11 protein-coding genes are annotated in these 13,980 nt (G+C 46.2%); all 11 read left to right on the forward strand.

What is annotated here, in order from left to right; genetic code table 11:
* Positions 1 to 232: 232 nt before the first annotated feature.
* The 11 genes from BUB28_RS07740 to tuf all read left to right on the forward strand — a co-directional run bounded on the left by BUB28_RS07740 (position 233) and on the right by tuf (position 13,939).
* Positions 233 to 889, forward strand: a complete 657-nt coding sequence (locus tag BUB28_RS07740) for an HAD family hydrolase (protein WP_072950383.1) — start codon at positions 233 to 235, stop codon at positions 887 to 889.
* Positions 889 to 1,128 (forward strand): hypothetical protein, encoded by a 240-nt coding sequence (locus BUB28_RS07745; protein WP_072950385.1) that lies wholly within the window; start codon positions 889 to 891, stop codon positions 1,126 to 1,128. The genes BUB28_RS07740 and BUB28_RS07745 overlap by 1 nt, the downstream gene beginning before the upstream one ends.
* Before the next feature lie 197 nt (positions 1,129 to 1,325).
* Positions 1,326 to 1,910: a hypothetical protein gene (locus BUB28_RS07750; RefSeq protein WP_072950386.1), complete on the forward strand. Its 585-nt coding sequence runs from the start codon at positions 1,326 to 1,328 to the stop codon at positions 1,908 to 1,910.
* 131 nt (positions 1,911 to 2,041) lie between these two features.
* Positions 2,042 to 3,400, forward strand: coding sequence for a Trk system potassium transporter TrkA (gene trkA / locus BUB28_RS07755; RefSeq protein ID WP_072950388.1), 1,359 nt, complete (start codon positions 2,042 to 2,044; stop codon positions 3,398 to 3,400).
* A gap of 20 nt (positions 3,401 to 3,420) precedes the next feature.
* The gene (locus tag BUB28_RS07760; protein ID WP_072950389.1) at positions 3,421 to 4,857 is read left to right on the forward strand and encodes a TrkH family potassium uptake protein; all 1,437 of its coding nucleotides are present in this window, start codon (positions 3,421 to 3,423) and stop codon (positions 4,855 to 4,857) included.
* 72 nt (positions 4,858 to 4,929) lie between these two features.
* Positions 4,930 to 5,988, forward strand: coding sequence for a leucine-rich repeat protein (locus BUB28_RS07765; protein ID WP_072950391.1), 1,059 nt, complete (start codon positions 4,930 to 4,932; stop codon positions 5,986 to 5,988).
* Positions 5,989 to 6,076: 88 nt separating this feature from the next.
* Positions 6,077 to 9,088, forward strand: a complete 3,012-nt coding sequence (locus BUB28_RS17245; RefSeq protein ID WP_139277529.1) for a leucine-rich repeat protein — start codon at positions 6,077 to 6,079, stop codon at positions 9,086 to 9,088.
* A 187-nt stretch (positions 9,089 to 9,275) separates the two neighbouring features.
* Positions 9,276 to 9,692 (forward strand): 30S ribosomal protein S12, encoded by a 417-nt coding sequence (gene rpsL / locus BUB28_RS07775; protein ID WP_028516762.1) that lies wholly within the window; start codon positions 9,276 to 9,278, stop codon positions 9,690 to 9,692.
* Positions 9,693 to 9,922: 230 nt separating this feature from the next.
* On the forward strand, positions 9,923 to 10,393 hold the full coding sequence (rpsG, locus tag BUB28_RS07780) for a 30S ribosomal protein S7 (RefSeq protein ID WP_009983569.1): 471 nt from the start codon (positions 9,923 to 9,925) through the stop codon (positions 10,391 to 10,393).
* Between the two features lie 24 nt (positions 10,394 to 10,417).
* The gene (gene fusA, locus BUB28_RS07785; RefSeq protein ID WP_072950393.1) at positions 10,418 to 12,496 is read left to right on the forward strand and encodes an elongation factor G; all 2,079 of its coding nucleotides are present in this window, start codon (positions 10,418 to 10,420) and stop codon (positions 12,494 to 12,496) included.
* Positions 12,497 to 12,739: 243 nt separating this feature from the next.
* Complete coding sequence (gene tuf / locus BUB28_RS07790) at positions 12,740 to 13,939, forward strand: elongation factor Tu (RefSeq protein WP_072950395.1); 1,200 nt, start codon at positions 12,740 to 12,742, stop codon at positions 13,937 to 13,939.
* Positions 13,940 to 13,980: the final 41 nt, after the last annotated feature.

Below are 13,980 nucleotides of genomic sequence, written 5' to 3' on the forward strand. Positions count from 1 at the left end.
AGCCTTTAGGGGCGGATAGCATTCGCTCGAAAGTTGAGAGTTAAGAGTTAAGGTGTCTGCCTGCGCAGACGGATTAAAATGCGGGGTACGGCGTCTTTGACGTTGCCACTACAAACTAATTACCAACTGTTTTACGGAATGCCGAGGGCGGCGTTCCCTACAAAACAACTACTAACAACTGGCGGGACGTCGAGGATGCCGTCCCCTACAAAAATCAAAAGGATAAGATACAATGTTAAAAGGTGCAATATTCGATATGGACGGTCTTATGATAGACACCGAAAAGCTCTATCTGAAATTCTGGATACTGGCGGCAAAGGACTACGGCTACGACATGAAGCCCGAGCACGTTTACGCTATCCGCAGTATGGCGAGAAAATTTTCCATACCCAAGATAAAGAGCTTTCTGGGCGAGGACTGTCCAACAGAGGAGATACGTGCTCACAGAACAGTGCTTATGAACGAGTACATAAAGGAGAACGGTCTGGAAGTAAAGAAGGGACTGTTCACACTGCTGGACTATCTCCGTGACCGCGGTATAAAAATGGCTGTAGCTACAGCAACTCCCAGCAACAGGACTAACGAATATCTGCGTACTATCGGTGCTTATGATTATTTTTCGGCTATGGTCTGCGGTGATATGATAACTAACGGCAAGCCTGCTCCCGATATATACCTTACGGCAGCTAAGGAGCTTGGACTCCCACCGCAGGAGTGTGCTGCCTTCGAGGACTCGCCCAACGGCATCACAGCGGCTCATGCGGCAGGCTGTCACGCAATAATGATACCCGATATGACTCAGCCCGATGAGGAGATAAAGCCGCTGCTTTCGGCAGTATATGACAGTCTCGATATGGCGGTGGAGTATTTTGAGAGGAGCATGGACTAATGAGCGTTTCGGAGATATTTGAGATACCAAAGTTCTATTACTTTGAGAGCGGCAATGATTTTTCGGGAAGCAAGGGCGATTTTGCCTATAAGATATGCAACGGCGAGAAGCTGAAGTGCATGACGTGGCACGGCAGACTATGCTCCATGAAGGCTGAGATAGAGCATGAGGCGGAGTTCGAGCGCACACAGGAAGGCTTCGATGAGATGATAAAATGGCTGGAGGAGCAGTATAGTTAGTAGTGATTAGTGAGTAGAAAGTAGTAGGGGCAGAGTGAGAGCCGTTAGCCATTAGCCTTTAAGGGCGAGTTTTGCTCGCCCACGGGCTCCCGAGACTAAATAGAAGCGGCTTGCGGGCGAACACTGTTCGCCCCTACAATCTTAGTTCTACTTACTACTTTCTATTCACTAACTTATAGGCGGTGAAATATCGGATAATGGGAAAAAGAGAATGTGCCGATGCGGAGTCGGCGGCGAAGCATCTGAATGAGCTTTTATCAGGTACAGATATACTGAAAGAGATATGCACCATTAGGAAAGGGCAGCATATAGCCACAGTAAATAAGCAGATAGAGGCTCACACTTTCAAATCTGTGAGTGACAACAACAGACTCCAGACAGGACAGCTCTGGCTGCTTACGGGCAGAAACGGAGATTCGATAAAAGCTCTGAACGCAGGGCAGAGCCTTGATATACGCTCCGAGATAGAGTATGATGTGGGAGTTATGTACGGAATAATAAGCGGTAAAAATGTAAAGTGTCCTTACAGAAAGCTCAGGGAGTCATATGAGGAGCTCACCTTCTATGAGGTGGATACAGACTGCTATCTTGAAAGAGTATTTGGCAGTATAGGCGAGTGTGACGGCATTGTGAGGATAATGTATGAAATGTCAAGAGAATACATGGCAGAAGCCTTGATCGCATATAAAACAGGAGCAGAATACTGGGATTTCAACAGGTCGGGCATGGACAAGAGGTCATATTACCGTATACTGGATATGCCTGATATACTGAAAAAGTAAAAATAGCCAATCGTAAGGCGTTTTTTTTCGGCTTTACACAAAGATATTTCTATTGACAAATCATCATGGCGGGATTATAATTATATTGAGTAAATGTATCTGCTCAACATATTACTTTTTATGGAGGAATTATGGACATTATAATTGTTGGCTGCGGCAAGGTTGGAAGTGCCCTTGCGCAAGTCCTCAGCGATGAACACAATGTTACTATTATAGATAAGAAAGAAACTCTTGTAGAAACTGCAATAAACGATTTCGATGTAATGGGAATATGCGGCAACTGCCTTCAGACCAATATTCTTGAAGAGGCTAATGTTGACAAAGCCAATATCTTTATTGCCGTAACTACTTCCGATGAAGTAAATGTACTGTCATGTCTTATTGCAAAGAAAATGGGTGCCCGTCACTGTATTGCCCGTGTGCGCAGCCCCGAATTCGACAAGCAGCTTGTATTCATGCGTGAGGAGCTTGGCATCAGCATGATGGTAAACCCCGATTATAATGCAGCTAACGAAATAGCTAAGGTGCTCAGATACCCCGAGGCTATAAATATAGAGTCTTTCGCAAAGGGCAGAGTCGACCTTGCGGAAATACGCATCACCAGCGGAAGCATACTTGACGGCGTTGCCCTCAGTCAGCTTTCGAGAAGAATGAGGCTCGATGTGCTTATCTGCGCTGTACAGCGCGGCGATGAGCTCACTATACCTAACGGAAACTACGTGTTGCGTGCAGGCGACAAGATACACATGACGGCTTCACATAGCAATATGGTCAAGTTCTTCAAGAGCATAAGTGCGGCTTACCGTGAAAAGCGCGTAAAATCGGCTGTACTCATAGGCGGCGGAAGAGTTGCTTATCATCTTGCACAGCAGCTCATCGAAATGGGCGTTAAGGTCAAGATAATCGAGATAGACCGCGAACGCTGTCTGGAGCTTTCCGACAGGCTCAACAAGGTGGATATCTCCTGTGCTGACGGTACAGACCACGATATCCTCGAGGAGGAGCGTGTTTACGACGCAGATGCTGTCGTTACCCTTACGGGCATAGACGAGGAGAATATCCTTCTCTCGCTCCTTGCAAAAAACAACGGCGTTGAAAAGGTGGTAACGAAGGTAAACAGAATGTCTCTTATGCAGCTTTCCGATACCCTCGACCTTGACAGTATCATCTCACCAAAGACTATAACCGTAAACCAGATACTTCAGTATGTCCGTGCAAAGCAGAATTCACTCGGCAACAGTGTTACCACACTGTACAGACTGGTGAATGACCGCCTTGAAGCTATCGAGTTCGTTGTGCGTGACAAGAAGGAATATGTGGACGTTCCGCTGAAAAAGCTGAAGCTCCGCAGCGGTATACTTATCGCAAGTATCGTAAGAGGAAACGAGCTTATTATCCCTAAGGGCGATGACTGTCTGAAGGTAAACGACAGTGTTGTTGTCGTTACCACAACAAAGGGTATGCACGACCTCAGCAATATTTTTGACTAAGGAGTGCGCCTGGCTTTATTATGAATTACAGAATGATATCTTACATTATGGGACAGATACTCAAGGTCGTGGGACTTTGTATGCTTCTGCCCATAGTAGTAGGTTTTATTTACGATGAGGACCATGTTGTTGCCTCATTCGGAATACCCTTTCTGATAACTATGGCTGTAGCTATCGGATTTACGATAAAAAAGCCGAAAAACAATTCGGTATACTCTATGGAGGGCTTTGTGAGCGTTGCGGCATCGTGGATAATGATGTCCTGCATAGGAGCTCTTCCCTTCATTATCTCGGGAGAGATAGACGATTACCCCAGTGCGCTGTTTGAGACCGTATCGGGCTTTACTACCACGGGTGCAACTATCCTCGATGATGTAGAGGCAATGTCAAAGTCGTGTCTTTTCTGGCGAGCCTTTACTCACTGGCTGGGCGGTATGGGCGTACTGATGTTCGTTATCGCCATTATGTCCAGCAACGATTCCCGTACCATGCATATGATGCGTGCAGAGTGCGCAGGTCCTAAGGTTGGACGACTTGTTTCAAAGTCGCGTTTTTCCGCACGTATACTTTACGGAATATACATAACTCTTACGGTATCTGAGGCGGTTCTGCTGCTTTGCGGCGGTATGCCGCTGTATGATGCCATTATCCACGCCTGCTCGTCGGCAGGTACAGGCGGCTTCTCCATATGGGGAGACAGCATCGGTCACTATGACAGCGTTTATATCGAAATGGTAGTTGCAACATTTATTATCCTTTTCGGTGTAAACTTCAACCTTTATTTCTATCTTATCATCAAGAAGTATTCTCTTGCCTTCAAAAACGAGGAGGTAAGGACTTATTTCGGCGTTATAATCGCAGCTACGGCTATTATAGCGATCAACGTCCACAAGCTCTATGACGGTGTGGGCGATACTCTGAGACATACCTTCTTTATGGTAGCCTCTACCATAACCTCGGCAGGCTTTTCGACTACGGATACTGCCAAATGGCCTGTATTCTCGCAGACGCTGCTGCTGATGCTCATGTTCGTGGGCTCCTGTGCAGGTTCTACGGGCGGCGGTATGAAGGTATCGAGAATAATGATACTCATAAAGACAGGTATCAAGGAGCTGAAATATATCACAAATCCCCGTGCCGTATCCTCTGTAAAAATGGACGGCAAGCCCGTTGAAAAGGACGTTGTGCGCGGTGTCAGCAATTACCTGATACTTTTTCTTATGCTTATGTGCATATCCGTACTTCTGGTAACTCTTAACGGCTTTTCTATTGAGGAGTCGGCTTCGGCAGTTATCACTTGTATGAATAATATCGGCTTCGGTGTGGGACGTTTCGGTCCTGCGGGAAATCTCAGCGGACTCAATGCATTTTCAAAGGTAGTTCTATGCTTTGATATGCTTCTTGGCAGACTTGAGATATATCCGCTCATTATGCTGTTCGTACCGAGAAGAAGATAAGCTTTTAAGCCTGCATATGCGTGGGGTGCTGTGCAGGTCTGAAATATAATATTAAAATGGGAGGAATAAAACATGAAGAAGGTCGTAGCGGCTGTTGTGTCGGCAGCGGTATGTTTATCGTCTATGGCAGCATTTCCCGCATTGGCGGCAGGAGTACAGCTTGAAAGCCTTGTTATCGAGGATAATGTGGGCGAATCTGGCAAGTGCGGAACAGATGCATACTGGGAGCTTGAAGGCGGAAAGCTTTCTATCACAGGCTCCGGAGCAATGGCGAGATGGACATCAGGTTCAAAGGTACCGTGGGCGCCTCTGGCATCACAGATCAATTCTGTTGAGATCGGAAAGGGCATCACAACTATCGGTCAGTATGCTTTTATCGGCTTCTCGAATCTGAGGACCGTAAGCTTCCCTGATACCTTAACGGATATCGGCATGGGGGCGTTTAATTCATGCACATCGCTTAACTCTGTGGATATCCCTGCAAGCGTTACAGTTATAAGCCGTGATGCGTTCAAGAACTGTTCTTCACTCAGTTCTGTGACTATCCGAAACAGGACTTGTAAGATAGTAGGCACAGGCGAGACTATCTGCAATTCTGTCTCAAACGATAAGGGCGTTTTCAATGGAACTATCATAGGTACTGACAATTCATGGGCGCAGTCCTTTGCGGAGTCAAATGGATATAATTTCAAGCTCCTCGGGGATCAGCCTGTACAGACTACGACCACTTCAAAAACAACGACAACTACTACAACAACCACAACCACTACAACAACTACTACCACAAAAGCAACCACAACAACAGCTAAACCAACTACTACCTCTACTGTTTCTACAACTGTTCCGGTAACGACTACAACACCCGGTCCTCACACTGAAGATTATATTTTAGGAGATGTGAACGGAGACAAGCTTATTGATTCTGTTGATGCAAGCAAGGTGCTTGCGGAATATGCTGCCGTATCATCAGGCAAGGAGCCTAAGTTCAGCGCATTGCAGCTGAAGGCTGCCGATGTTGACCTCAGCGGCAAGGCAGATTCTGTAGACGCTTCAAAGATACTGGCATACTATGCTTATTCATCTTCTGAAACAGGAAACGTAAAATCATTATCGGAATTCTTAAAGAAATAAGACAAACGCATAGATAGGGAGTGCATAGGGGAAATCAAAATAACACCCTTCGGAGGGGCGAAGGGTGCTTGAGAATGGAGAAATATGCATGAAAAAAATTGCAGCCGCTGCTATTGCGGCGATAATGAGCGTTTCATCAGCTTTCTGCTGCCCTCTGACAGTGTCTGAGGCAGCTGTTTCTCAGCTAATATCGCTTGAGGACAATAATGTCAATGAATCGGGTAAATGCGGAAATACTGCTTACTGGGAACTGAATGGCGGCAAGCTTACTATCACAGGCTCGGGAAAGCTCGTAAACTGGATGTCGTCCGATAAAGTCCCGTGGGCACCTTACAGGAGCCGTATCTCATCTGCTGAGATAGCAAGCGGGATAACCACCATAGGTTCATATGCGTTTATGAACTGTAACAGCCTTTCATCGGTGACTATCCCGAATACAGTTACCGATATAGGACTGGGCGCATTCAACACCTGTACGTCACTGGGCTCTGTTGAGGTGCCTGCAAGCGTTAACGTTATCGGCAGAGATGCCTTTAAATCCTGCTCATCGCTCAGAAGTATCACTATATACAATAAGAGCTGTAAGATAGCAGGTTCTTCCGAGACAATATGCAACAGCTCGTCGGGCAACGGCGGTTCATTCAACGGAGTTATCAAGGGCTACGACAACTCAACGGCTCAGGCGTATGCAAGTGGTAACAATTACCGTTTCCAGCAGCTGAGCGGTCAGCCTCCTGTGGCTACAACGACTACTGCAAAGCCGACGACTACAACTACTACCACAACATCAAGGACGACTACCACCACGACTACCACTACGACCACCACAACAACGACCACTACTACAGCGGCTTATGTTGTTAGCGTAAGTGCAAATGTGGAAATAGGAAGAAGTCCTTTCAAGACCACCTATACGATGGGCGAGACTCTTGACCTCAGCGGCGGTACTGTCCTGCGCTCGTACAGAGAGTTCTACAGCGACGGTACATACAAGGACAATACCCTTGAGCCTCTTGATATGAAGGAGGCTGCTTTCTGGAGAGACGGAGTATACATAAATACGGAAGGCTTCAACAGCAATGAAGCAGGCAGACACAAGATAAGCGTGGGCTATACCTATTCGGACTCTACAGCCTTCACAGAGTTTGAGGTCGAGGTAGAGCCGCCGAAAACAACTACTACCACCACTACAACTACCACCACTACCACTACAACTACGACGACCACCACATCAACGACTACTGAGACTACTACATCTGTATATGTTGTGAGCGTTGATCCTAAGATCGACATAGATCATCTGCCAAATAAGACCACATATACAATAGGTGAGGACCTGGATTTCAGCGGCGGTTCCGTAATACGCTGGTACACAGAGTATTACAGCGACGGTACACACGCCGACATCTTCCTTGAAAGTCTGGATATGGACGAGCTTTCCTTCTGGAGAGATTCGGTATATATCAATACTTCAGCCTATGATAAGAACCGTGAAGGAAAATACGTTATAAATGTGGGATACACGGTGCAGGGAAGCGTTGTGTATGCGGATTTTGAGGTTGAGGTCGTAAAGCCTGCCGAAACTACCACAACAACTACTTCGACCACTACTACCACCACAACAGAGACTACTACCACCACCACAGCCGTTTATGTGGAAAGGATTGCCGCAGGTCTCAAAATAGGCAATATGCCGCATAATACCACATTTACCGCAGGAGAAGAGCTTGATCTCAGGGGAGGTACTCTTATACGCTCCTACAGAGAGATATTCAGCGACGGCACATATGAAGATCATTTCTTCGATGCTGTTGATATGAATGACGTTTCTCCGAGAAAAAACGGCATACGTCTTGATGACATAGAATATGCGAACACAAATGAGGGGGACTGTAAAATAAGATTTACTTATGTTTATAAGGACTCCGAGGCGTTCGTAGAGCTGCCCATAAAGGTAATAGCTCCCGTAACAACAACGACAACTACCACTACCACCACCACAACAACTACTACAACTACCACCACCACAACGACTACCGTACCTACACCGCCTAAGCCTGTAAAGCCGTTCATTCGTATAGAAGCTCTGCCTGATGTGGTCGAGTATGAAATGTTTGAGAACTACGATCTCACGGGCGGCAAGGTAAGGATAGGTCATACAGATGCAAACGGAAAGGAAATGTCAGAGATCGTTCCTATGAGCGACCCGAGAATAGTCAAGAAAACCGACTATAGGAGCTGGGAAAGAGGAGAATACACCTTTATCCTCAGCTATACAGAAAACGGCATTACCGTAACGGATTCCTTTGCTATGACTGTCGGTCTGATAAAGCATACAACGACTTCAACAACAACAACTACTACCACAACGACCACTACGACCACCACTACAACTACCACCACCACAACGACTACTACAACAACCACGATCCCTGTGACTACTACTACTTCGGATCCGCGCTATACAGCCTCTGTTGAGATAGTCAGCTTCCCGCACAAAATGGAATACGAGGTCGGAGAGGCTCTTCAGCTTTCGGGACTTTATGTATCTGTTTATCACATAAAGGACAATATTGAGCAGAGAGTTTATAGAAATGACCGTGTTGGTTCACACCCTGAACGCTATGAGGTAAGCGGATTTGACAGCCTTACCCCGGGCGTAAAGCTCATAACGGTAACGTATAAGTCGTTCAACGAAGCTGCTGACGAATGGGTATATGCAACAGCAGATTTCAGTGTTGAGGTAAAGGAGAAGGAAACAACTACCACAACGACAACGACTACTACTACCACAACCACAACCACAACAACAAGTACAACGACTACCACTGTAACTACAACTCCTTCAGAGCCCGATATCGTCATCGGCGATGTGAACGGCGACGGCAAAATAGACTCTGTCGATGCCAGCAAGATACTTAAAGAGTATGCAAGCATTTCAACGGGACACGGCTCTGTGCTGGACGAAAAGCAGAAAAAGGCAGCCGATGTTGATGAGAGCGGAAGGATAGATTCTATCGACGCATCTAATGTACTGGCGTTCTATTCCTATATGTCAAGTGACGGAACGATCACCGATATTAGGGAATGGTTGAAATAATAGCTAAGTATATATGGCTAAATCCCATGTAATAATGGGAAAAATCACAAAAAATCATGAAAAAGGACGGCTTTTTGAGGATCACCCTTGACAAGCCGCCCTTTTTTGGGTATAATATATCAGTGCGCAGACTCTATACCTTTTTATGGAAGGTCTGACGCTGATATTATTGAAAAGGAGGAAAAATATGCCTACATTTAACCAGCTCGTTCGTAAGGGAAGAAAGGATCTTGAGACAAAGTCTACAGCTCCTGCACTTCAGAAGGGTTACAATGCAAAGAAGAAGACACAGATCAACCAGAGCTCACCTCAGAAGAGAGGCGTTTGCACTGCTGTAAGAACTGCTACACCTAAGAAGCCTAACTCAGCTATGAGAAAGATCGCCAGAGTTAAGCTCACAAACGGTTATGAAGTAACATCTTACATTCCTGGTATCGGTCACAACCTTCAGGAGCACAGCGTTGTTCTCATCAGAGGCGGACGTGTTAAGGATCTCCCTGGTGTGCGTTACCACATCATCAGAGGTACTCTCGATGCACAGGGCGTTGCTAACCGTAATCAGGCTCGTTCCAAGTACGGTGCTAAGAAGCCTAAGCAGAAGTAAGATACTTCTGAGCAGTCAGCGGCAGACTGCATGAGACAAGCCGCACATTATCAATTGAATAGGATAACTACTACCGCAGGGTAATGCGGAGATCATATAGATTTATTCGATAGATCCTCTGCATTGGCTCCTGACACACCGATCGGCGAAGCAATGCCGACGTACGGCAGTAACCGATCAGGTTTGAGTACCTATGAATTCATCAATCTATATGAAGGAGGGAAGCGAAAATGCCAAGAAGAGGTAAAATCGCAAAGCGTGATGTATTACAGGATCCTGTATACAATTCAAAGCTCGTTACACGTCTTATCAACAATATCATGTTAGACGGTAAGAAGGGCGTTGCGCAGAAAATAGTTTACGGTGCATTTGAGATCGTAGCTGAAAAGACAGGCAAGGACGCTCTTGAGGTGTTCGAGCAGGCTATGGAGAATATCATGCCTGAGCTCGAAGTAAAGGCTCGCCGTCTTGGTGGTGCTACTTATCAGGTTCCTATGGAGGTTCGTCCTGAGAGAAGACAGACTCTCGGTCTCCGTTGGATAACTAAGTACTCCAGAGAGAGAAACGAGAAGACTATGAAGGAAAGACTTGCCGGTGAGATCCTCGACGCACTTAACGGTACAGGCGGTGCTTGTAAGAAGCGCGACGATACACACAAGATGGCAGAGGCAAACAAGGCGTTTGCTCACTACCGCTGGTAAGCGTCATTGTAAAAGGAGTAAATTATGTCAAGAGATTGTTCACTTGAAAATACAAGAAATATCGGCATAATGGCCCACATTGACGCAGGTAAGACCACAACCACAGAGCGTATCCTTTTCTACACAGGTGTTAACCACAAGATCGGTGAAACACATGAAGGTTCCGCTACTATGGACTGGATGGAGCAGGAGCAGGAGAGAGGTATCACAATTACTTCCGCTGCTACTACTTGCTACTGGGCAGGCCACAGACTTAACATCATCGACACACCTGGTCACGTTGACTTTACAGTTGAGGTTGAGCGTTCACTTCGTGTACTTGACGGTTCTGTAACAGTTCTCTGTGCTAAGGGCGGCGTTGAGCCACAGTCAGAAACAGTTTGGAGACAGGCTGATAACTATAAGGTACCACGTATGGCTTATGTAAATAAGATGGACATTATGGGTGCCAACTTCTATCGTGTTATCGACATGATGAAGGACAGACTTAAATGTAATGCTGTTCCGATCCAGCTCCCTATCGGTGCTGAGGACGATTTCAGAGGTATCATCGACCTCGTTGAGATGAAGGCTTACATTTATACAAACGATCTCGGTACAGATATCAAGGTTGAAGATATCCCTGATGATATGAAGGAGATCGCTCAGAAGTATCATGATGAAATGGTTGAGCACGTTGCTGAGCAGGACGAAGCACTCATGGAGAAGTATTTCGAAGAGGGCGAGCTTACTCAGGATGAGATCAAGAGCTGCATCAGAAAGGCTACAATAGCTAACCACATGGTTCCTGTAACCTGCGGTACTTCATATAAGAACAAGGGCGTTCAGAAGCTCCTCGATGCAATCATCGACTATATGCCTTCACCGCTCGACGTTCCTGCTATCAAGGGTGTTAACCCTGATACAGAGCAGGAGGAGGAGAGACCTTCTTCTGACAACGAGCCATTCTCAGCTCTCGCATTCAAGATCGCTACTGACCCATTCGTTGGTAAGCTTGCGTTCTTCCGTGTATATTCAGGTGTTGTTAATCAGGGCGACTCAGTTCTCAACGCTACTAAGGATACTAAGGAGCGTTTTGGACGTATCGTTCAGATGCACGCTAACCACAGAAAAGATCTTACAACTGTTTACTCAGGCGATATCGCTGCAGCAGTAGGTCTTAAGAATACAACCACAGGTGATACACTCTGTGATGAAAAGCATCCTATCATTCTCGAGTCTATGGAATTCCCGGAGCCTGTTATCCAGCTCGCTATCGAGCCAAAGACAAAGGCTGGTCAGGAAAAGATGGGTATCGCTCTCGCAAAGCTTGCTGAAGAGGATCCTACTTTCAAGACATGGACAGATGAGGAAACAGGACAGACTATCATCGCCGGTATGGGTGAGCTTCACCTCGATATCATCGTTGACCGTCTCCTTCGTGAGTTCAAGGTAGAGGCTAACGTTGGTGCTCCTCAGGTTGCATATAAGGAAACAATCAAGGGCAGCGCAGACATCGACTACAAGTACAAGAAGCAGTCAGGTGGTTCAGGTCAGTACGGTCACGTTAAGATCAGAGTTACTCCTAACGAGTCAGGTAAGGGCTATGAATTCACAAATGCTGTTGTCGGCGGCTCTATTCCTAAGGAATATATCCCTGCTGTTGACGCAGGTATCCAGGGCGCAATGAAGGCCGGTATCCTTGCAGGCTACGAAGTAGTTGACGTTAAGGTTGAGCTTTACGATGGATCATACCACGAAGTTGACTCGTCAGAAATGGCATTCAAGATCGCTGGTTCTATCGCATTCAAGGAAGCTCTCAAGCAGGCTAACGCAGTTCTCATGGAGCCTGTTATGAAGGTTGCAGTTATCGTTCCTGATGAATATCTCGGAACAGTTATCGGTGACCTCAGCTCACGTCGTGGACAGATCCAGGGTCAGGAGTCAAGATCTGGTTCAATCCAGGTTGACGCTCTCGTACCACTTTCAGAAATGTTCGGTTACACAAGCGACCTCCGTTCAAATACACAGGGTCGTGGACAGTACACTATGGAACCACACAGCTATGAGGAAGTTCCAAAGAGCATTGCTGAAAAGATCATGGCTAACAGAGCTAAGAACTGATAGCGGCCATAAGGTACAAAAGTATGCCTGAATGGTTAATAAGATTATTATTCGGCAGCAGCGGCGGTGGAGCAAGTCACGGCTTCTGATGTTAAGCAATAATAAATAATTTTGCTCAAAAACATTTACAAAATATTGTGCTTCAGCGAACTTTTTTTACTGAAACACTTGAATTTACAGAAATAATCTGATATAATACTAATATACAGATTTCTGAAATCTATTCTAAGGAGGAATTTCCCAATGGCTAAGGCTAAATTTGAAAGAACCAAACCCCATGTAAACATTGGTACAATCGGACACGTTGACCACGGTAAGACAACTCTTACTGCTGCTATCACAAAGACTCTCGCTATGAAGGGTCAGGCTCAGTATGAGGCTTACGATATGATCGATAAGGCTCCAGAAGAGAGAGAGCGTGGTATCACAATCAATACAGCACACGTTGAGTACGAGACAGACAAGCGTCACTATGCTCACGTTGACTGCCCAGGTCACGCTGACTACGTAAAGAACATGATCACAGGTGCTGCTCAGATGGATGGTGCTATCCTCGTTGTTGCTGCTTCTGATGGTCCTATGGCTCAGACAAGAGAGCATATCCTTCTTGCTCGTCAGGTTGGTGTTCCTGCAATCGTTGTATTCATGAACAAGGCTGACCAGGTTGATGACGAAGAGCTCCTCGAGCTCGTAGAGATGGATATCCGTGATCTTCTCTCAAGCTATGATTTCCCTGGCGACGACACACCTATCATCAAGGGTTCAGCTCTTGCAGCTCTTAACGCTCCTGATGATCTTAACGATCCAGCTTACAAGCCAATCCTCGACCTCATGGACGCTGTTGATGAGTACATCCCAAGCCCTGAGAGAGACGATGCTAAGCCATTCCTTATGCCTATCGAGGATACAATGACTATTTCTGGTCGTGGTACTGTTGTTACAGGTAGAGTAGAGCGTGGAAAGCTCAACGTAAACGAGCCTGTTGAGATCGTTGGTCTTTCTGACGAGAAGCTCAACACAGTTGTTACAGGTCTTGAAATGTTCAGAAAGACTCTTGACTTCTGTGAGGCTGGTGATAACGTTGGTGCACTTCTCCGTGGTATCACAAGAGATCAGGTTGAGCGTGGACAGGTTCTTTGTAAGCCAGGCTCAATTCACCCACACACAAAGTTCAGCGGTCAGGTTTACGTACTGAAGAAGGAAGAGGGCGGCCGTCATACTCCTTTCTTCAACAACTACAGACCTCAGTTCTACTTCAGAACAACTGACGTTACTGGTGTTGTAACTCTTCCTGCTGATAAGGAAATGTGTATGCCTGGCGATAACGTTGCTATGGACGTTGAGCTCATCACTCCTATCGCTATCGAAGAAGGACTCCGTTTCGCTATCCGTGAGGGTGGTAGAACAGTTGGTTCAGGCGTTGTTACAAAGATCAACGAATAATTTAATTACTGATCATATATAATAACGACTTTAGGCGGTCG

This window comes from Ruminococcus flavefaciens, assembly GCF_900143025.1.
GTDB classification, from domain to species: Bacteria; Bacillota; Clostridia; order Oscillospirales; family Ruminococcaceae; genus Ruminococcus; species Ruminococcus flavefaciens_I.

Excerpts from the sequence above, each read along its gene's own strand:
- BUB28_RS07740 (WP_072950383.1), top strand. The coding sequence starts at position 233 with ATGTTAAAAGGTGCAATATTCGATATGGACGGTCTTATGATAGACACC.
- BUB28_RS07745 (WP_072950385.1), top strand. The coding sequence starts at position 889 with ATGAGCGTTTCGGAGATATTTGAGATACCAAAGTTCTATTACTTTGAG.
- BUB28_RS07750 (WP_072950386.1), top strand. The coding sequence starts at position 1,326 with ATGGGAAAAAGAGAATGTGCCGATGCGGAGTCGGCGGCGAAGCATCTG.
- trkA (WP_072950388.1), top strand. The coding sequence starts at position 2,042 with ATGGACATTATAATTGTTGGCTGCGGCAAGGTTGGAAGTGCCCTTGCG.
- BUB28_RS07760 (WP_072950389.1), top strand. The coding sequence starts at position 3,421 with ATGAATTACAGAATGATATCTTACATTATGGGACAGATACTCAAGGTC.
- BUB28_RS07765 (WP_072950391.1), top strand. The coding sequence starts at position 4,930 with ATGAAGAAGGTCGTAGCGGCTGTTGTGTCGGCAGCGGTATGTTTATCG.
- BUB28_RS17245 (WP_139277529.1), top strand. The coding sequence starts at position 6,077 with ATGAAAAAAATTGCAGCCGCTGCTATTGCGGCGATAATGAGCGTTTCA.
- rpsL (WP_028516762.1), top strand. The coding sequence starts at position 9,276 with ATGCCTACATTTAACCAGCTCGTTCGTAAGGGAAGAAAGGATCTTGAG.
- rpsG (WP_009983569.1), top strand. The coding sequence starts at position 9,923 with ATGCCAAGAAGAGGTAAAATCGCAAAGCGTGATGTATTACAGGATCCT.
- fusA (WP_072950393.1), top strand. The coding sequence starts at position 10,418 with ATGTCAAGAGATTGTTCACTTGAAAATACAAGAAATATCGGCATAATG.
- tuf (WP_072950395.1), top strand. The coding sequence starts at position 12,740 with ATGGCTAAGGCTAAATTTGAAAGAACCAAACCCCATGTAAACATTGGT.